The organism is Amycolatopsis sp. NPDC114503 (genome assembly GCF_055633655.1).
Genome location: NZ_JBVKDT010000001.1, coordinates 349669 through 367479, shown reverse-complemented (window position 1 = coordinate 367479; position 17811 = coordinate 349669). Strand labels below are relative to the sequence as shown.

General features: G+C 68.8%; 21 protein-coding genes. 12 read left to right on the top strand and 9 right to left on the bottom strand.

Going from position 1 to position 17811, the window contains the following annotated elements:
* Positions 1-251: 251 nt before the first annotated feature.
* The gene (locus ACZ7OI_RS01865) at positions 252-488 is read right to left on the bottom strand and encodes a hypothetical protein (protein WP_470262348.1); all 237 of its coding nucleotides are present in this window, start codon (positions 486-488) and stop codon (positions 252-254) included.
* Between ACZ7OI_RS01865 and ACZ7OI_RS01860 the strand changes: the two genes are divergently transcribed.
* On the top strand, positions 468-1580 hold the full coding sequence (locus ACZ7OI_RS01860) for a DUF4328 domain-containing protein (RefSeq protein WP_470262347.1): 1113 nt from the start codon (positions 468-470) through the stop codon (positions 1578-1580). The two genes, ACZ7OI_RS01865 and ACZ7OI_RS01860, sit on opposite strands and share 21 nt — an antisense overlap.
* Here the strand turns inward: ACZ7OI_RS01860 and ACZ7OI_RS01855 are convergent.
* Positions 1577-2179: a TetR/AcrR family transcriptional regulator gene (locus ACZ7OI_RS01855; RefSeq protein ID WP_470262346.1), complete on the bottom strand. Its 603-nt coding sequence runs from the start codon at positions 2177-2179 to the stop codon at positions 1577-1579. The two genes, ACZ7OI_RS01860 and ACZ7OI_RS01855, sit on opposite strands and share 4 nt — an antisense overlap.
* A gap of 101 nt (positions 2180-2280) precedes the next feature.
* Here ACZ7OI_RS01855 and ACZ7OI_RS01850 point away from each other — a divergent pair, with 101 nt between their 5' ends.
* Both ACZ7OI_RS01850 and mca read left to right on the top strand, forming a co-directional pair.
* Positions 2281-3621 carry a DHA2 family efflux MFS transporter permease subunit gene (locus ACZ7OI_RS01850; RefSeq protein ID WP_470262345.1) on the top strand — a complete coding sequence of 447 codons (1341 nt, stop codon included), beginning with the start codon at positions 2281-2283 and terminating at the stop codon, positions 3619-3621.
* Positions 3618-4433, top strand: coding sequence for a mycothiol conjugate amidase Mca (gene mca / locus ACZ7OI_RS01845; protein WP_470262344.1), 816 nt, complete (start codon positions 3618-3620; stop codon positions 4431-4433). The genes ACZ7OI_RS01850 and mca overlap by 4 nt, the downstream gene beginning before the upstream one ends.
* Positions 4434-5136: 703 nt before the next feature.
* On the opposite strand, the gene ACZ7OI_RS01840 is transcribed toward mca, so the two are convergent.
* Positions 5137-6291 (bottom strand): cytochrome P450, encoded by a 1155-nt coding sequence (locus ACZ7OI_RS01840; RefSeq protein ID WP_470262343.1) that lies wholly within the window; start codon positions 6289-6291, stop codon positions 5137-5139.
* A gap of 77 nt (positions 6292-6368) precedes the next feature.
* On the opposite strand from ACZ7OI_RS01840, the gene ACZ7OI_RS01835 reads away from it, so the two are divergent.
* From ACZ7OI_RS01835 to ACZ7OI_RS01815, 5 genes are all read left to right on the top strand, one after another.
* Positions 6369-7244 (top strand): DUF5926 family protein, encoded by an 876-nt coding sequence (locus ACZ7OI_RS01835; RefSeq protein ID WP_470262342.1) that lies wholly within the window; start codon positions 6369-6371, stop codon positions 7242-7244.
* A gap of 68 nt (positions 7245-7312) precedes the next feature.
* Positions 7313-7666, top strand: coding sequence for a DUF952 domain-containing protein (locus ACZ7OI_RS01830; RefSeq protein ID WP_470262341.1), 354 nt, complete (start codon positions 7313-7315; stop codon positions 7664-7666).
* Positions 7667-7790: 124 nt separating this feature from the next.
* Positions 7791-8354 carry a SigE family RNA polymerase sigma factor gene (locus tag ACZ7OI_RS01825; RefSeq protein ID WP_470262340.1) on the top strand — a complete coding sequence of 188 codons (564 nt, stop codon included), beginning with the start codon at positions 7791-7793 and terminating at the stop codon, positions 8352-8354.
* On the top strand, positions 8351-9178 hold the full coding sequence (locus ACZ7OI_RS01820) for a hypothetical protein (RefSeq protein WP_470262339.1): 828 nt from the start codon (positions 8351-8353) through the stop codon (positions 9176-9178). The genes ACZ7OI_RS01825 and ACZ7OI_RS01820 overlap by 4 nt, the downstream gene beginning before the upstream one ends.
* A 95-nt stretch (positions 9179-9273) precedes the next feature.
* Positions 9274-9858: a dihydrofolate reductase family protein gene (locus ACZ7OI_RS01815; protein ID WP_470262338.1), complete on the top strand. Its 585-nt coding sequence runs from the start codon at positions 9274-9276 to the stop codon at positions 9856-9858.
* Positions 9859-9938: 80 nt separating this feature from the next.
* On the opposite strand, the gene ACZ7OI_RS01810 is transcribed toward ACZ7OI_RS01815, so the two are convergent.
* The 3 genes from ACZ7OI_RS01810 to ACZ7OI_RS01800 form a co-directional block, all read right to left on the bottom strand.
* Positions 9939-10490: a ferritin gene (locus tag ACZ7OI_RS01810; protein WP_370932631.1), complete on the bottom strand. Its 552-nt coding sequence runs from the start codon at positions 10488-10490 to the stop codon at positions 9939-9941.
* Positions 10491-10652: 162 nt separating this feature from the next.
* Entirely contained in the window at positions 10653-11849 is a 1197-nt protein-coding gene (locus ACZ7OI_RS01805; RefSeq protein WP_470263419.1) for an arginine deiminase, read from the bottom strand.
* A 61-nt stretch (positions 11850-11910) separates the two neighbouring features.
* A complete protein-coding gene (locus ACZ7OI_RS01800) occupies positions 11911-12744 on the bottom strand; it encodes a CPBP family intramembrane glutamic endopeptidase (RefSeq protein ID WP_470262337.1) in 834 nt (277 codons plus the stop codon).
* 22 nt (positions 12745-12766) lie between these two features.
* Here ACZ7OI_RS01800 and ACZ7OI_RS01795 point away from each other — a divergent pair, with 22 nt between their 5' ends.
* Positions 12767-13234, top strand: a complete 468-nt coding sequence (locus tag ACZ7OI_RS01795; RefSeq protein WP_470262336.1) for a PPOX class F420-dependent oxidoreductase — start codon at positions 12767-12769, stop codon at positions 13232-13234.
* 58 nt (positions 13235-13292) lie between these two features.
* Here ACZ7OI_RS01795 and ACZ7OI_RS01790 read toward each other — a convergent pair whose 3' ends face one another.
* Positions 13293-14093 (bottom strand): DUF2470 domain-containing protein, encoded by an 801-nt coding sequence (locus tag ACZ7OI_RS01790; RefSeq protein WP_470262335.1) that lies wholly within the window; start codon positions 14091-14093, stop codon positions 13293-13295.
* A gap of 241 nt (positions 14094-14334) precedes the next feature.
* Here ACZ7OI_RS01790 and ACZ7OI_RS01785 point away from each other — a divergent pair, with 241 nt between their 5' ends.
* A complete protein-coding gene (locus ACZ7OI_RS01785) occupies positions 14335-15189 on the top strand; it encodes a hypothetical protein (protein WP_344282875.1) in 855 nt (284 codons plus the stop codon).
* Complete coding sequence (locus ACZ7OI_RS01780) at positions 15186-15821, top strand: IclR family transcriptional regulator (protein ID WP_470262334.1); 636 nt, start codon at positions 15186-15188, stop codon at positions 15819-15821. The genes ACZ7OI_RS01785 and ACZ7OI_RS01780 overlap by 4 nt, the downstream gene beginning before the upstream one ends.
* Here the strand turns inward: ACZ7OI_RS01780 and ACZ7OI_RS01775 are convergent.
* On the bottom strand, positions 15818-16486 hold the full coding sequence (locus ACZ7OI_RS01775) for a DUF998 domain-containing protein (RefSeq protein ID WP_470262333.1): 669 nt from the start codon (positions 16484-16486) through the stop codon (positions 15818-15820). The two genes, ACZ7OI_RS01780 and ACZ7OI_RS01775, sit on opposite strands and share 4 nt — an antisense overlap.
* Positions 16487-16593: 107 nt before the next feature.
* On the bottom strand, positions 16594-17193 hold the full coding sequence (locus ACZ7OI_RS01770; RefSeq protein ID WP_470262332.1) for a TMEM165/GDT1 family protein: 600 nt from the start codon (positions 17191-17193) through the stop codon (positions 16594-16596).
* Between the two features lie 173 nt (positions 17194-17366).
* Between ACZ7OI_RS01770 and cutA the strand changes: the two genes are divergently transcribed.
* Positions 17367-17687 (top strand): divalent-cation tolerance protein CutA, encoded by a 321-nt coding sequence (gene cutA, locus ACZ7OI_RS01765; protein ID WP_470228814.1) that lies wholly within the window; start codon positions 17367-17369, stop codon positions 17685-17687.
* Positions 17688-17811: the final 124 nt, after the last annotated feature.

Below are 17811 nucleotides of genomic sequence, written 5' to 3'. Positions count from 1 at the left end.
CGGAATCCTCGGATCCGGCGTCCTTCGTGCCTGGCTTCGGCCGGGATGAGGGGGACGCTGGGGACAGTTCCCGGCGGGGGGAGCCTTCTGGCGCGCCGGACGCTGATGGGTCTCAAGCGGCTTACGGGCAGCCTGGTCCGGGCGTGAGTCCGGCCGGGCTGGCGGCAGGCGCTCCGCAGGGGAATGGGCCTGGTACCGGCTGGGCTGGTTCGGCTTCGCGGCCTGGCCAGTCTGGTGGCGTGGAGGCAGGGTCAACTGGCGGCGGGCAGTTCGGCGCACAGTCGTATCCCGCGCAGCCCGGTGGCGTGAATGCCGGGCAAGCTGGCGTCGTCCAGCCTGCCCCGCCGTCGCAATCCGGCGCGCAGCCGCATCCCGGCCAGCATGGCGGCGCTGCCGGGTATGCGCAGCCGGGCGTGGCTTCGCAGCCCGGTTCCACCAGCGGCGGAGCAGGGCAGGTCCAGCCGGGAATGCCCCCGTACCCCGGCCACTGGGCGCAGCCGCAAGCCGGTGCCGCGCACCCCGGCCAGCAGTTCGCCACTCCGTACCAGCCGCAATACCCCGCGCCTCCGCACTACCCGGCGCAGGCGTACCAGCAGCATCCGGGATACGCCCGCCCGTTCACCGCCGCCCCGCAAGGCGCGATCCACCGACCGGTTCAGCACCAGCCGCAGCCGACTCCGCCGAAGCGGGCGGCCAAACTGCGCTGGGTCGCCTCCCCGCCGCCGAGTGCCGTCCGCCGTCGCCGTGCCGTGCCCGCGACGCCCTACTCCGGCCCGCCGTCCTACCCGGTGCCGCCGCGTTGGGGCTTCCCGAACCTGACCTGGCGGCGTCCGACGAACGTGCCCGGCACCGCGTCCGGCGAGATCCGGCCGATCGACCGGATTCCGGTGCTCGCGCGGAGCCTCACGACGATCCTCTGGACGTTCGCCGTCCTCGCGGTGATCGCGGCGGTGGCGGAGGTCTGGCGGTACGCGCTCCTCGTCGAGAGCCGCGATTCCGCGCTGAATACCAGCGTCGTCGGGTTTTCCGACGCGTTCGTCATGCTCGCCGGGCTGCTCACCACGATCTTTTCGCTGCTGCCGGCGGGACTTTCGGTCTGGTGGCTGCTGGTCGCCCGGCAAGCCGCCGCCGACGAGGCCGGGGAAGCGCCGCCGCGGCCGGTCTGGCAGGTGCTCGTGGGCGTGCTGGTGCCGGTCGTGAATCTGCCGCTCGCGTTGTCCGTGGTCAGCGAGCTGGAGCACGCCGTCCTCCGCCGTCCCCGCGATGTTCGGCCGAAGCCTTCCCGGCTCGTGCTCGGCTGGTGGGGCACATGGTTGGCGAACTGGGTTCTGCTGGTCGTCACGATCGTCTGGCGAATCCGGCCGGGTGTGCAGGCGATGGCGGACAGCGTCCTGCTGGTCGCGCTCACCGACCTCGCCGCGGCCGCGCTCGCGATCGTCACCGCGCTGGTGATCCGGCGGTTCTCGCATCTGCTGACGCCGATCGCCCCGGAACGGCTGCGCGACCTCCGCGTGGTCAAGATCGAGGGCGCGCCGGAGCCGGAGCTGCGGACCGCGCGTCCGGTCGGCGCCGCGCGTTAGAGGTCGCCGAGCGCCGGTTCCAGCTGGCCGAACGCGACCGCCGCCGAGTCGCGGATCTGCTCCACCAGGTCGTCCAGCTTGACGTCCTGCCAGGTCAGCTGCCAGACGTCGTCGAGAAGAAGCCGCAGCACTGACGTGAGGTGCGCTCCGGCCGTCCGCGACAGCATCTCCCGGTCCGGGTGCCGGTCGAGCAGCGCGGCGACGAGCTGGGTTTCCCGGTCGGCGTGCATGTCCCGGAGCGCGGACGTGAGGCGTTCGCTCTGCCGCACCATCCGCACGAAGGACACGTCCGCGAACCCGAGCAACGCGCTCGTCTTGTCCAGTTCGGCGAAGAACTCGTCCCGCACGACTTCGAGCGCTGGTGTCTCGGGATTGGCCCGGACCAGGTCCGCCGGCCAGTCCACGAAATCCATCCGGATGTCGAAGACCAGGTCTTCCTTCCGGCTGAAGTGATTCGTCACGGTCATCTTGGCGACCCGCGCCGCCTCCGCGACCTCGGCGATCGTCACCTGGTCGAACCCGCGCTGGATGAACAGCCGCGTCGCCACCGACGAGATCGTCTGCCTGGTCTCCAGCTTCTTCTGCTCCCTGAGGCTCACCCCGGCCAGTGTACTAGGTCCGACCTAAAATTGTGCTTGACCTATTCACTAGGTCCGACCTAATCTCAGGTTCGACCTAATGAAGGGGGTGACTCGACTCGATGACTACGCGGCTTCCGGTCTCCGATTCCGGCCTTCGCAGGCTCGGCGGGGTGCTGATCCTGGGCGCGGTGCTGTCGATCCTGGACGCGACGATCGTGTCGGTCGGGATCGGCGTGATGGCGCGTGACCTGGACAGTTCGCTGCCGACCGTGCAGTGGGTCGCCAGTGCGTACCTGCTGGCCGCCTCGCTCACCATCCCGCTGTCTGGCTGGCTCGCCGACCGGTTCGGCGGCCGTCAGGTGTGGATCGCGGCCGTCGCGCTCTTCACGCTGGGCACGGTGCTGTGCGGTTTCGCCTGGTCAGCACCGGCCTTGATCGCCTTCCGCGTGCTGCACGGCCTCGGCGGCGGTCTCATGCAACCGGTCGGCCAGGCGATTTTCGCCCAGGCGGCCGGTCCTCGCCTGGGCCGGATGATCGGCGTCGTCACGCTGCCCGCGACCGTCGCGCCGGTGCTGGGCCCGATGCTCGGCGGCGCGCTCGTCCAGGATCTTGGCTGGCGCTGGCTGTTCTTCGGCATCGTCCCGTTCGGCGTCGCCACCTTGCTGCTCGCCGTCCGGGTGCTTCCTCGCGAGGAACCCGCCGGCACACGCGATCCTCTCGACGTCCGCGGCCTCCTGCTGCTCCCGCCAGGGCTCGGCGCACTCGGCTACGGCCTAGGCGAAGGCTCCAACACCTTCGCCATCGCCGGTGCCATGCTGCTGATCGCCTACGCCTGGCACGCCCGTCGCGTGCAAGCGCCTTTGCTCGACCTGAAGTTGTTCGCGCACAAGGCTTTCACCGTCGCGAGCGCGAGTACCTTCTTGCTGGGCGCGTCGCTGTACAGCTCGATGCTGCTGCTTCCGCTTTACTACCAACAAATCCAGCACACTTCCGCCCTCGCCGCCGGACTCCTGTTAGCCCCACAGGCGTTGGGCTCCGCCGTCGTCCTCATCGCGGGCGGCAAACTCTTGGACCGCTTCGGCTCGCGAACAGTCATGCTCACCGGCATCGCACTGTCTCTCGTAGGCACGATCGCCTTCACCCAACTCGGCGATTCCCCAAGCCCGACCCTGTTGACAGTTTCGCTGCTGATCCGTGGGTTCGGCCTAGGCGCGACGTCCACCCCCGGCATGACAATGCTCTACACCTCGCTGGAACGCACCCAAATCCCGCGTGCAGCGAGCGCGATCAACGTCGTCAACCGTATCGGCGGCTCGCTGGGCACAGCGTTGCTGGTAGCCGTCCTGCACGCGCAACCGTCTGGTGCCGCCGCGTTCGGTACTACGTTCACCTGGGCGCTAGGCCTTTCCCTGCTGAGCATTATTCCCGCCCTCTTCTTCCCGAAAGGAACCCACGCATGACGCTGCGCCTCCTGGCCGTGCACGCCCATCCGGATGACGAATCAAGCAAAGGCGCCGCGACCCTGGCCCGCTACGCAGCCGAAGGCGTCGACGTCCTGGTAGCCACCTGCACCGGCGGCGAACGCGGCGATGTACTCAACCCAACTTTGGACCGAGAGGACGTCCGACGGGATCTGCCCGCCATCCGACGTCGGGAAATGGCTGACGCAGCAAGGATTCTCGGCGTCCACCAGACTTTCCTGGGTCACGAGGATTCAGGCCTGACGGAACCCTCTCCCACTGGAAGCTTCGCCGAAATCCCCTTGCCCGAAGCCGCAAAACCGCTGCTGGACCTGATGCGGGAATTCCGTCCACAGGTAGTGATCACCTACGACGAAACCGGCGGTTATCCACACCCCGACCACATCCGCACGCACGAGATCACGACCGCCGCCTTCGACGAGTCCGACGACGGCACCCCGCGCAAGCTCTACTACCTGGCCACCCTCAGCCGATCCTGGTTCGAAGCCATGCACGAGGCGACCCTTGCCGCTGGCCAAGAGTCGATGATGGGCCCGGTCCTGGAAGAACTGCCGCCGGCCGACGTGCTCACCGTGACCACTCGCATCCGCTGCGAAGACCATTTCGCGACCCGGGATGCCGCGTTGCGCGCGCACGCGACGCAGATGGATCCGGGGCACCCGTTTTTCGCGCACTCGCGCGAGATCGAGCGAAAGGCGTGGCCATGGGAGGACTACCACCTGGCCCGCACGAACGGTCCCGTCGAGATCGGTGCCGGGTTGGAGGACGACTTGTTCGCAGGGTTGCGGTGACGGCGGCGCTACGCGGGGAAGGGCTCTCGGCGGCTTGTGCGAACGCGGAGGTGGTTTCGGTGGGTGCGTCGCGTTGAGCCGGTGGGGGCCGGGCCGGGTCGCGGGTTGCGGTGAGTGTGTTGCCAGGGAAGCGGCTTGGCTGGCGGTGCCAGTTCGAAGACAGAACTGCCGGTGCCAGTTCGAAGAAAGAGACAGCGGCCGTTCCGCGTTGAGTGCGCGTGCCGGGCCGTTCGCGGGTTGTGGCGAGTGTGCGTGCCGGGCTGTTCGCAGGTTGTGGCGAGTGCGCGTGCAGGACCGTTCGCGGGTTTGTGGCGAGTGCGCTTGCCGGGAAGCGAGTCTTGGCTGGCGGTGCCAGCTCGGAATTAGGTGCCGGTGGGCGCACCGCGATGCGATGTCGGTGGGCGCACCGCGTTGTCGTGGCGGACGACCCTGCTGGGTGCGTGGTGATAGCGCTGCCGGGCGACCTTGGTAGGCACGTGATGATCGCGCTGCCGGGCGACTCGCGGCTCGGCTGCCTGCGAGAGCTCAACCGAGGTCTCGGCGGACGCACCGCACTGCGACGACAGCCGACTGTTCGCGGGTTTGCGGCAAACGCCCTGCAGCGGCAAACGCCCTGCACCGGAAGCGGATCCCACCCGCCCCACGCGATTATCCAGCACTCACCACCCCACCCTGCGAACCCGCGAACCCCGACCCGCGAACCTCAGGCAGTCACCGGCAAAGTCCGCAGCCCCCGGATCACGAATTCCGGCCTCCGTTCCGGCGGCGCCGCCAGCCGCAACTCCGGAAGCCGCTTCGTCAACGCCGTCAGCGCGGCCGCGATCTCCACCCGGGCCAGCGGCGCACCGACGCAATAATGAATCCCCATCCCGAACCCGAGGTGCGCGTTCGGCGACCGGCCGATATCCAAGGTGTCCGGAGCGTCGAACACCTTCGGGTCACGCGCCGCGGCACCCAGCAGCGCCCCGATCTTCGAGCCCTTCGCGACCCGGTGACCAGCGATTTCCACATCCTCAGTCGCCGTGCGTTCGAACAACTGCAACGGCGAGTCGAAGCGGATCAGTTCTTCCACAGCCGAGTCCAGCAACGTTGGGTCGGACCTAAGTCGCTCCCATTCCGTCCGGTGGGTCAACAACGCCGACACCCCATTGCCGATCACGTTCACCGTCGCCTCGTGTCCGGCCATCAGCAGCAGGACTGCGGTAGCGACAACCTCGTCGGGAGTCAGTTCGCTCGCGGTCAGGTCTCGGACAATTCCGCGCGGGGAGTCGGCGACAACATCGCGCAGGTAGGCAACAAAGTCAGCCGCGGCCTGCTCAGCGGCGTCGCGGCCGTCTTCGGAAAGGCCGTATTCGTACATCTTCACGATGGCGTTGCTCCACGTCACCAGCTGCGAGCCGTCCGACGTCGGGACGCCGAGCAGCTCCGCGATGACTGCCACCGGAAGTGGCTGCGCCAGGTGCTCCAGCAGGTCCGCGCTGCCGTCGGCGGCGATTTTCGCGGCCAGGGTGTCCACCATGGACTCCGCGAGTTCCGCGACCATCGGCCGCAGCCGCTGCACGTGACCCCGGCCGAACTCGCTCGCGATGACGCGGCGGAGGCGGGTGTGCGCGGGAGGTTCGTTCTCCAGCAGCGAGTTGCGGTGCAACAGGTTGAACGACGCGAACCGCTCCAGCGGCTGTGCGTCGGTCCAGATCCGGCCTAGTCCGCGGTGCCGGAGGACTGCGGCGGACGCGGCGTGCGAAACCGTGATCGCGATGCCGAGGCCGTCGTGCTGGTGCACCTCGCCTTCGGTGCGCAGCGCGGCGAACGCGGGATACGGGTCGGCGAGGAAGGCGGGATCGCGAGGGTCGAACACGAGCAGACTCTAACCCGCGAGCCTGGGCGGCCGGTCGCTTCGATAGCGTCTGACCTTGAGTTCGCTAGGAGGCTGAAATGGGTAAAGGCGCGCGTAAGAAGGGTCCCAAGCCGGACCGCAAGCCGAAGGTGCGCGACGTCTTCGTCGGGCAGCCGTTCGAGGGGCTGGCGGCGGAGCCGGAGCTGATCGCGCTGCGCGAGTTCGTCCCGTCGGCCACGGCGAAGCTCACGCTCGCCGACAGCGGAGACGTCACGCTCGGCACGGTGCTGCCCATGGCCGCCGCGGCGTTCGTGCGTTCGGACGGCGAGCGCTTCCTCGGCCTCCAGGTGCAGACGCGTTCCTCCGACATCAGCCGCGACCTCGGCCGCGCGCTTCGCTGGCTGCTCGACGCCGGACCGGGCGACGTGCTGTCGGTGCCGGACACGACGTCGCCCACCGACCCGGACGAGCACAACCGGCTCCAGGACCTGCTCGTGCCGAGCGCGGAGCTGGAGGTCGCCCTCCACAGCGACTTCGCGTGGTGGCTGCCCGAGGACGCGGACGCGACCGGCGACGTCGCGGTGTCCCTCGAGCGCGCGAACGCCGCGATCATGCCCACCGACCGGCTCGGCTCCGGCGCGTACTGGGTGCTCGCCGGCGAGAAGGCGCACCTGCGCTGGGTCCGTCCGGAACCGGAGAACCTGCTGCTGCAAGCGCTTGCGCGGCTGTCCGCGGCGGGCACCCTCGGCCTCGGCGAGGGCACTCGCTACGCCGGGTCGTTCCGCGCGCACGGCCTGCTCGTCCCGGTCTGGGACCTCGACCCCGAGGCGCACGCCCGGGAGTGGGCCGAGCCCAAGGACCAGCTCGGCGCCCGGCTGGACGAGGCGCTCAAGTCGCTCGACTCCGAGCCGCTCAACGCCACCGAGCGGCGCGCCCGCGACGGTCTGATCGGGCGGCAGCTCACCATTCGCTGACGTATCCACATGTGGACAACTCGACCTGAGTTGTCCACATGTGGGTAAGTCGATGGGACGATCTCAGCGTGATCCTCCACATCTGCACCCGCGACGAGTGGGCCGCCGTGCCCGCCGACGGCGAATACCGTGCGCCGTCGCTCGAGGACGCCGGATTCATCCACTGCTCGGACCCGGGCACCGTCGCCCTGCCCGCCAACGCGCTTTTCCGCGGCCAACCCGGTCTGGTGCTGCTCGAAATCGATCCCCGGCTGGTCGACGCACCCGTCCGCTGGGAGGACGGCGCGCCGCCGGACCCGCGCGGAATCCAGTTTCCGCACATCTACGGTCCGATCCCGCGAAACGCTGTGGTCTCGGTACACGATTTCCCCATTGACTCCGACGGCTCCTTGAAGCTGCCCGAGTCGCTTTCCGTGCGCTGACCTCAGTTGTCCACAGCTACGGAAAGTAGCGACGGAGACGGGACAACCCTCGGGGGCGCTCATGCGTGGTGGGGATGACGAGGAACCGTCGCTCGACGCGGTCATCCGAGGAAGGGGCGATACGGTGACAGCTGCCGCGTTGCCCCTCGCGAGCGGAGATCCGTCCTGGGCCGGGCCGCAGGCGGAAGCCGTCAACATCACCGCGGACTTCGGCGATTTCGTGCGCGAGGCCCTGCCCGGGCTGCTTCGCTACGGCCACGTGCTCACCGGAAACCCGCACGACGCCGCGGACCTCGTCCAGACCGTGCTCGAGAAGATGGGCGCACGCTGGTCGTACGTGCAGCAGAAGACCGGCGACCCGCTGGCGTACGTGCGGCGTTCGATGGCGAACGCGCACGTCAGCCGCTGGCGCCGGACGCGGCGGGAGAACCTCGTCGCGGACCTGCCGGAGACCAGCCCGAGCGCGCCGAAGGATCCGTTCGAGCACGAGCCGTTGTGGCAGGCGCTGCGCGACCTCCCGCCGCGGCAGCGCACGGTGATGGTGTTGCGGTACTACGAAGGACTGTCCGAAGTGGAGATCGCCAAGGCGCTGGACATCAGCCAGGGGACGGTGAAAAGCCAAGCGAGCAAGGCGATCGCGTCCTTGCGGGCGAAACTGAGGAACCAGGAAGGAGGCGACGCTGGGTGAGCGAGTCCGAAGATCTGGAACAGCGGCTCCGCGCCCTCCTCGCCGACGACCGGCTAGCCGTCCGACCGGCCGAAGACGCCGCGTCGGTCATCGTGGCGGGTGCGCGGCGACGGCGGCGCAGGCAGCGCGTCCTGACGTCCGCGGCCGGGGCGGCCTGCGTGCTCGCGGTCGCGTCGGCCGGACTGGTGGTGATTCAGTTGCGCACACCGCCCGCGGCCACTGACTTCACCGCCCAGCAGGTCGCGTCGGCCCAGCCCACGGTGCCTTCTTCGATCCCCGAGCCTCCTTCGAGCGCCGAATCGACGCAGGTGCAAGCGCCGGTCGAATCGACGCAACACGGTACGGCCGAACCGCCGGTGCCGCCCGCGCATCCGCACCACACGAAGCCGGCACCGCCGAAGACCACGCCGACGAAGGCTGCTTCGGGAGCGTTGGTGACTGCGGACGGCTTGGGTGCGGTGAAGCTCGGCATGACCGAGCAGCAGCTCACGGCCCAGGGCATGCAGCTCACGACGGTGAAAGAGTCGGCTGGCTGCACCTACTACGACGTCAGCGGTGCTGGTGTTCCCGCCGCGACAGCCGTCGTCTCGCCGGGCAACGGCGTGGTCGCGGTGAAGCCCGACGGTGCGGCGCACACCCCGGAAGGCATCGGCGACGGGACGCCGAAGGACCAGGTCGCGTCGACCTATCCGGGCACGTCGGAGTCGGGGAGTGCGCTCGTGTCGCCCACTGGCGACCAGGGCGCGTATCACTTCACGCTGGATTCGGACGGGGCTGTCCAGGCCATTGAGGTCCGGGCGAAGACGCAGGACTGCGCCAGCTGAAAATTCCGGCGAGCCGATGTCGATCTGGCCGCCCGCCGCTCGTGTAGCGGGTGACGGGCCGGTTCGCGGTCCGCGGAAGCGGAAGGACATTCCCGATGCGTTCGATCAGCGTCATCCTGAGCACCACCCTTGACGGCGTCGTGCAAGGCCCCGGTCGCGACGACGAAGACACCCAGAATGGGTTCGACCTAGGCGGATGGGGCAACGGCTATGGCGACGACGTCCTGGCGCGCGAGATGGGGAAGGGCATGGACCGGCCTGGGGACATGTTGTTCGGCCGGCGCACCTGGGAAGACTTCGCCACCGCGTGGGGGCCGCGGACGGACGGGAACGTGTTCACCGCGCACATGAACGCGGCGACGAAGTACGTCGTCTCCACCACCCTCGACAACGCCGGCGCCTGGCAGAACTCGGTGCTGCTGCGCGGCTCGGCGGTGGAGACTGTCGCGGAGCTGAAAGCCTTGCCCGGCAAGGATCTCGCGATCATCGGCAGCGTTTCGCTCGTGCGCTCGCTGCACGCCGCCGGACTGGTCGACAACTACACGTTGCTGATCCATCCGCTGACGCTCGGCCGGGGCGCGCGGCTGTTCGAAGGACCCGCGCCGCTGACCAAGTTCACGCTCACCGGAAGCGTCGCGACCACCACCGGCGTGCTCATCGCGCACTACGAGCGGCGCTGAAGTTGTCCACCAAGTTATCCACATGGGGAAGCCCGGTTGTCCACAATGGGGACAACCGGGCTTCCGGACGTGCTTGAGCGTTACAGCGCGCCACCCGCGACCGGGGGCATCCCGGCGTCCGCGCCGGCGTCGCCGACGGCCTCGCGGTGCAGGAACTTCTCGATCTCGTAGACGTTGTCACCCGCGCGGCGCGCGACCGTGACGAGCGTCGACATCTGGGAGATCTCCTCGACCTGCTCCTTGAGGAACCACTGGGTGAACTGCTCGCTGATGTAGTCCTCCTCGGCACGGGCGGCCTTCGCGAGCGCGGAGATGTCGGCGGCCACCTCCTTCTCCTGCTCCAGGGCGAGCTCGATCAGCTCGAGCGGGGAGGAGAAGTCGTTGCGCACCTGGCCGGTGCCGGGAATCTCGACGTGGTGGTCCCGGTCGAGCATGTACTGGACGAGCGCCATCGCGTGATTGCGCTCCTCGACCGACTGCTTGTAGAAGTGCTTCGCGAGCTGCGGCAGGTCCTCGTTGTCGAACCAGACCGCGAGCGCGATGTACTGCTGGGAGGCGTTGAACTCGTTGTGGATCTGCGCCTGCAGCAGTTCGTAGAACTTGGAGCGCGGTTCTTTCTTCGTAGCGGCCATGTCCATCACGGTACGTCAATGTCCGATTGTTTTCCACTTTTGGCTGGTGATCTCCACCCTATTAGGGTTACCATTCCTCAAGAAGGAAACACTTATTTTGGTTAGCCTTCCCTTAATGCGTTTACCCTTATTAAGGAAAGGCTAACTTCGCCCGCGCGGGGGTCAGGACCGCTTCGGCGGGGGATCGCGACGCACCGGGCACGACATGCAGCGCGGGCCGCCGCGTCCGGATCCCAGTTCGGACCCGGTGATCGGCAGCACCTCGATTCCCGCCGCGGTCAGCCGTTCGTTGGTCTCCGCGTTGCGTTCGTACCCCACGACCACGCCAGGGGCCAAGGCCAGCGTGTTGTTGCCGTCGTCCCACTGCTCGCGCTCCGCGGTGACCGGGTCGAGGCCGGTGTCGATCACCCGCAGCCGGTCGATCTCCATCGCTTCCGCGGCGGCTTCGAGAAATGGCGTCGGACCGGCGACTTTGACGCCGCCGTCGCCGGTCGGCTTGATGGTGAAAGCGGTGAGGGAATCCCGCGCGAGCGGATACATCACGACGGCGTCGACATCGACCATCGTGCAGACGGTGTCGAGATGCATCGTCGCGCGCGATTGTTCGATCGGCACCGCGAGGACGGTATGCGCGAGTCCGTCGGCGAATACGGAACGGGCGAGCGATTCGGCGCCGGCCGGAGTCGTGCGTTCGCCGACGCCGATCGCGACGACACCGGGCGCCAGCAACATGACGTCGCCGCCTTCGATCGGCGCGGAATGCGCGCCGTAGGCGCGGGCGGCGTGGCGGAATCGCGGGTGGTAGGCGTAAATCAGGTCGAGCAGCGCCGTTTCCCGCCGCCGCGCGGGCATGGTCAGCGACGAGATCGCCACGCGGTCGCCGATCCACGCCGACGAATCGCGGGTGAACAGCAAGTTGGGCAACGGATCGACGGCGAAGTCGCGCGGATTGTGCATCATCCGCACCAGGGACGCGCCCTCGGCGGACGGCAGCTCCTCGAACGTCATGCCCGCCATCAGGACTTCGGCGAGCGTGGGCGCGTCGACGCTCGTTAGGTGCGACCTAAGCGAATCCGCGAGGTCGTTGCCGAGACGGCGTCCGTCCACGGCGGCGTGGACCCCGGCGGCGTGCGCGCGCTGATCTTCCAGCGCGGTGCGGAGAACGTCGGCCAGCAGCAGCACTTCGACGCCGCGGCCGCGCAGGACGTCGGCGAACGCGTCGTGTTCCTGTTGCGCGCGGCTCACCCACGGGACGGAGTCGAAAAGGAGCTTGTCGTTGTTGCGGGGAGTGAGCCGTTTCAGCTCGTTTCCCGGCCGGTGCAGCAGGACTGCCCGAAGCGGCCCGACTTCGCTGTCCACCCTGGGAGGTGCGGTCATCTCGCTCGTCTCGCTCACGAAAGGTGAGCCTAATGAGCGGGCATCACGGGAGCCAGGAAAGACGGCCTTTCAGCAACGAATAGCCGACGAAGGACACCACATCGAACAAAGTATGCGCGGCGATGAGCGGCCACAGCCGGTTGGTCCGCTGCCACACCCGGCCGAACACCAGCCCCATCACGAGGTTGCCGACGAACCCGCCGAACCCTTGGTACAGGTGGTAGGAACCGCGCAGTACCGCGGCTCCGAACAGCGACGCGTTCTCGCGCACGCCGAGTTGGCGCAGCCGCGTGAGCAGGTAGCCGATCACGAGCACTTCCTCGGCGAAAGCGTTGCCGAACGCGGAAAGCGTCAGCGCGATCGGCCGCCACCAGGTATCGCCCAAAGTGGACGGTTGCACCGCGAGGCTGAACCCGAGGCGATAGGAGATGAAGTACAGCGCGATCCCGGGAATGCCGATCAGCGCGGCGATTCCGACGGTGACGAGCGCGTCGGAGCGAATCCGGCGGCTCAGCCCGATTTCCCGCAGTTTCAGCCCGGCCCGCCACAGCAGGTACAGCCCGAGCCCGCCCCAGCCGATCAGCTGCGCGGCGCTCAGCAGTTGCTGGAGCAGGTCCAGCAGGCTCGCGGCGGCGCGGGGAACGTTGAGCTGCACTTGCTGCTGTGCCAACGGGGTCGGGCGCAGCAGAGAGTCCACAAGGGACAGCAGACTGCGCGCACCGGACAGCCCGAGGGTGATGCAGAAAACGAGGACCAGCTCGATCTTGATCGCACGCCGCTCGCGGGCGTCGGTGACCGGAGCCGGGAACGCCGGAAGTGCCGGATTGAGCCAGGATCGCAGGCCTGAGGGCCCTCCGGAACGCTCTGTGGTGCGCATGAACGCACGCTACCGTCGGGGTATGCCGAGGACTATCGCCACCAACACGAAGGTCGAGCGCGCCGAACTGGTCGCGTTCCTCAAGCCGCGTCACCACGCGATCCTGGTGACCACCCGCGCCGACGGACGGCCGCAGCTGTCCCCGAACACGTGCGGCGTCGACGACGAGGGCCGGATCGTCATCGCGACGTATCCGAAGCGCGCGAAGGCGGTCAACCTCCGGCGCAATCCCCAGGTGTCGGTGTGCGTGCTGTCGGACGAGTGGAACGGCCCGTGGGTGCAGGTCGACGGGACCGCGGAGGTGATCGATCTGCCGGATTCGGTCGAGCCGCTGGTCGACTACTTCCGCAGCATCTCCGGCGAGCACCCGAACTGGGACGAGTACCGCGAGGCGATGCGCAAACAGGGCAAGAGCCTGATCCGGATCACGATCGACCGCTGGGGCCCGATCGCGACCGGCGGGTTCCCGCCCGAGCTGGCGGACGACTGAGGTCCGTGAAGGGGCCCTTGAGGGAATCTGATTCCCTCAAGGAGTCCTTCACGACCAGTCATTCCTCGCCGTGCTGGTGGCGGAGGAACGGGCAGCCGAGCAAGCGCCGCAGTTCCGCGGCCAGCTGCGGCGGGCTGTCGACCGTCCGGGAGAACGCCAGCCGGACGTCGTGGTCGCCCGCCGCTGATTCGACGCGCAGGCGCAGGCCGTACCGGTCGAGGCCGAGCGGGCGGATCCGGCCGCCGCGCAGGTTCGCGGGCAGGTGCCGGGCCAGCTGTTCCACCACGTCCGGATGGTCGCTTTCCAGGTGTCGCAGCCAGTCGGCCTCGTAGTCGTGGAACGGGTCCGGCGGGGCCGCGCTGAACATGTGCGGCCGCAGCGAATGCGTGCCCTCCGCGTCGGCGAGCACCAGCGACGCCGGGGTCAGCCGGAGCAGCGTGAGGCCGTGGCCGACGTCGAGGAGCCGGTGGTCCGGCCGCTGCTCGGCGATCGACACCGCACGCGCGCGGGCCGACACCGCCGTCAGCGGCCGGAGCCATCCGGTGATCCACAGCAGGCCGCGGACCGGTTCCCGCAGCGCTACCGGGGCGTGGTCGGCGAGCTCGACCATGACGGCGAGCTCGCCGCGCTGAGCCTGCCGGGACGCGCACACCATCGGGTGCTCGTCCGGCAGAAGAATGCTGACGCTTCCGCTGTGGTGCACGTGATGCAGGACTGGCTCGACGCGTTCGGCTTCGCAGCCGGCGTTTTCGACGGTCGGCATGATCGTCGCCGGGCCGCCTCGGGTCGCGATCGTCTTCGCGCGTTCGGCGGGGTTCGGCGCGGGCGGGCGGCGCACGGATACGGGTGCCTCGGTCACGGCTCACCTCCTACTTAGGTGAGCCTAACCTGAATTGCCGCACGAAGGGAAGAGTGCGCGCGAAGATCACCCACGGGGCGGGAAAGTGCTGGTCAGAGGACCGAAAGAAGGGTGAGGCCGGGCGGATTCGGCGGATTGGACCGGTTGATCCGTTCCAGAAAGGCGCTCGAGATGCGTCCGCAGAGCGAACGATTTTGTCCTCTTGCCGTACGCTACTAGCGTGTCAGTCGTGTCAAGCGCTGTGGAACTCACGCCCCCCGGCCCCCGTGGAATTCCTCCCCTGTTCGCGCGGCTCGTCGACGACTCGGCGCTCTTCCCGCCGGCGGACGTCGCGATGCCGGAGGCGCTTCGCGCGCACTTCGCGTCGCGCGGCGGGGAACACGCCGGGGTGCTCGGGGTTTTCCTGTGCCAGGCCTCGCGGCTGCCCGAGCTGATCACCGAGCTGATCAAGATCAAACCCAAGGAGCCGCTGCCGCTGTCGCTGATCATCGACACCGGGCTCGGCGGCGTTCCGAAGGCGATCTCGATCGTCGAATCGCGCAGCGAGCTGCTGTCGCTGCGGATGGTCGAGATGCCCGCCCCGTCCGACGTCGACGAGGTGTGGCTCGAGCGCGTCTCGGAGTTCGTGCCCGAGGACGTCATCCGGGTGGTCGAACCGCGCCGCGGCGTCGGCTGGCTGGACGGCGTCCGCAACGTGATCGAGCACGGCAGCTGGCCGAAGATCCGCTGCGGCGGCAAGGCGGGGGAGAACTTCCCCAGCGTCGACGAGGTCGCCGACTTCCTGTCCGTGGTCAGCGGCTCGCCAGGGGCGTCGTTCAAGGCGACGAACAGCCTGCACCGCGCGGTCCGGCATGTCGACGCGGAGACCGGCTTCACGCATCACGGCTTCTTGAACCTGCTCGTCGCGTCGGCGCGCTGCCTCTCCGGCGGCGACGTCCGCGAAGCGCTGGAGTCGACCGACGGCAAGGCTCTCGCCGACGAGGCGCGCGCGTTGCCGGAGCCTGCTGCGAAGGCGGTGCGAGAGCTTTTCGGGTCTTACGCGGCGGCTTCGTTCGCCGAGCCGGTGGCCGACCTGGGTGAACTCGAGCTGCTGTGAGCACGGAGGGGTCGCTGACCCTCGACCGCGGTCTGGCGCTGCTGCAAGCAGTGGCCGATTCGGGCGAGCAGGCGGCGACCATCTCCGAGCTTGCGGTGACCATCGGCGCGAGCCGCGCGGCGGTGTACCGGCTGCTGGTTCCGTTGGCTGAACGCGGCCTGATCTGGCGAGACGGCACGAAGGTGCGGCTCGGTGTCGGAGTGCTGCGGCTGGCCGGTCAGGTGCTGCCACAGCTGCGTGAGGCCGCGCGGCCGGTGTTGCGCGAGCTGGCCGAGAAGGTCGGCGCTACGGCGCATCTGACGGTCGCGCAGGGCGATCACGCGCAGGCGGTCGCGGTGGTCGAGCCGTCGTGGACGAGTTATCACGTGGCTTACCGGGTCGGCAGCAGGCACGCGCTCGCCGCGGGTGCGGCGGGTCGGGCGATGGCGTTGCGGCCCGGTGGCACTGACCGGTGGGCCGTTTCGACCGGCGAGATCGAGGCTGGCGCTTCGGGAGTGGCCGCGCCGGTGCGCGGCGTTCCCGGGCTGCGGGCGAGCGTCGGGGTGATCTCGTTGGAGCCGTTGGTTTCGGACGAGGTCGGGCCGTTGGCGCTGGAGGCGGCTGGAAAGCTCGCCGAGGTGTTGCGGACCTAGCGGCGGGACGCGGCGACCAGCGGCCGGACCATGGTCAGCAGCAGCGCCAGGTCCACCGTGAACAGCAGCCGCTCGAACAGCCCGAGCGTCACTTCCTGCTGTGCCGGCCCGGTGATCAGGGTGAACACGAAGCCGCCCAGCACCACCGCCACGCTGGCGAAACTCGCGACGGCCAGCCGGCGGATCGTCGTCCGGCGCGGCTCCCACGGGCATGCGCGACCGCCGCGTCGGGTCAGCAGCCAGGCGGCGGTGGGGAGCGCGAGGAACGCGGTGAGGGCGGCGGCGTTGTGGAGCTGGCCGTCGAAGGACCTGGCTTCGCCGTTGGGGTCGACGGGGACTGTCGCGCAGATCGTGAGGCCGGCGCACCAGACGCCGAGCAGGATGACGACTGCGGGCGAGCGGCGAGCCTTGACGAGCCCGGCCAGCAACGCCAGCGAACCCAGCGCGAGGGCCAGGCACATGAAGGCGAACAGCCGCGCGGCCGAATGGTCGCCGAGCCTGCCGTAGACGTACTCCGACAGCGTCTGCCAGACCGGGCTGATTTGCGCGGAGAGCCGCAGGTGCAGGTCCGTCGCGATGACCACGGCCGCCCCGATGCCGATCAGCGCGAGCCTGCCGTGCACCGGCGAAACCGGAGACACGGCGGCGCGTGAAGTCGTCGGCACGGGCGCTCCTCGGCGGTCATGGCGGAGGCCATGGCGTCACCGGGGGTTCACCTGGTCCTCGTTCGGGGGTTCCGAAGAGGTTACCTGGCGTTCCTGTGAAACCGCGGTTACCAGAGCAGCTGGGCCAGCGCGAACGCGGCGAACCCGGCGAAGACGAACCCGGCGACCCGCTGGATCAGCTTCGGCCGGATCCGGTCGCGGATCTTCGCGCCGATGAACACCGCCAGCCCGGCGACCGACACCAGCGCGACGAACGCACCGACGCCGACCGCGAACGGGTTGCCGAGGCGGGCGACGAGGCCGGCTGTCGCCAGCTGGGAGGCGTCGCCCCACTCCGCGGCGAAGAGCACGCCGAACGACGTGAGGGCGGAGCGCAGGAACGACACCGGCCCGGGTCCGGTCCGCGACGCGTCCTCGCCCGCTTCGCTGCCTTCGCTGAAGCCTTCGCGCAGGAGCAGGAACGCGCCGACGCCGAACATCGCGGCGACCAGGACCGAAACAAGGGTTTCCGGCAAGAGCGTGAGCAGGCTTCCGAAAGCCACCGCGATCACACATTGCACGGCGAACGCGACGCACACTCCGGCGAATACCGGCCAGGCACGGAAACGAGTGGTGAGCACCAGGGTCGCGACGAGCGTCTTGTCCGGCAGCTCGACGGCCAGTACCAGGCCGAACGCGCTGAACAGAGCGATCAATGCGGGAGACATGGGTTCGTGCTCACCCCTTTCACTGCAACGATAAAGGGGAGGTTCAGAAAACCGCAAGCTGATGGGTTTCGCGAATTGCCTGATAAGGGCGGCAGAATGCTGTCTGCCGGTCCGCCGGATTATTTTTTTCGGTGCGCCGAATTCTGTTTTCCGGCTACGGTACGGTGCGGGTCATGTCTGCTGACCACGTCGTCGTCACGACCACCGTCGACTCCGAGGCCGCCGCGCGCACCATCGCCGCGAGCGCCATCGAGGCCCGGCTCGCCGCGTGCGCCCAGATCGTGGGGCCGATCACCAGCGTCTTCCGGTGGGAGGAAGAGGTGCAGACGGCGGCCGAATGGCGGGTCGAATGCAAGACGGCCGCGGACCGGTCCGGCGCGCTCGAGGAGTTCCTGAACGTGCGGCATCCGTACGACCTGCCCGAGGTCATCGTCACGCCGATCATCGGCGGCAGCCCGCGGTACCTGTCGTGGCTCGTGGAGGAGACGCGCTAGCCGCCACCTGATCGGGGGTAGCTCGGTCCGCTCCGGACGCTGGGTTTCGGCAGGTCGGCAGGACGTTGGTCCCGGCTTGTTCAGGACGTGTTGAACTGGCTGGCCCGGGTGTCCGCGCGGAGGA

Coding starts and splice junctions, on each gene's coding strand:
- ACZ7OI_RS01800 (WP_470262337.1), bottom strand. CDS start 12,744: ATGCGCACCACAGAGCGTTCCGGAGGGCCCTCAGGCCTGCGATCCTGG.
- cutA (WP_470228814.1), top strand. CDS start 17,367: ATGTCTGCTGACCACGTCGTCGTCACGACCACCGTCGACTCCGAGGCC.
- ACZ7OI_RS01810 (WP_370932631.1), bottom strand. CDS start 10,490: ATGGCCGCTACGAAGAAAGAACCGCGCTCCAAGTTCTACGAACTGCTG.
- ACZ7OI_RS01770 (WP_470262332.1), bottom strand. CDS start 17,193: ATGTCTCCCGCATTGATCGCTCTGTTCAGCGCGTTCGGCCTGGTACTG.
- ACZ7OI_RS01835 (WP_470262342.1), top strand. CDS start 6,369: ATGGGTAAAGGCGCGCGTAAGAAGGGTCCCAAGCCGGACCGCAAGCCG.
- ACZ7OI_RS01815 (WP_470262338.1), top strand. CDS start 9,274: ATGCGTTCGATCAGCGTCATCCTGAGCACCACCCTTGACGGCGTCGTG.
- ACZ7OI_RS01860 (WP_470262347.1), top strand. CDS start 468: ATGCCCCCGTACCCCGGCCACTGGGCGCAGCCGCAAGCCGGTGCCGCG.
- ACZ7OI_RS01850 (WP_470262345.1), top strand. CDS start 2,281: ATGACTACGCGGCTTCCGGTCTCCGATTCCGGCCTTCGCAGGCTCGGC.
- ACZ7OI_RS01795 (WP_470262336.1), top strand. CDS start 12,767: ATGCCGAGGACTATCGCCACCAACACGAAGGTCGAGCGCGCCGAACTG.
- mca (WP_470262344.1), top strand. CDS start 3,618: ATGACGCTGCGCCTCCTGGCCGTGCACGCCCATCCGGATGACGAATCA.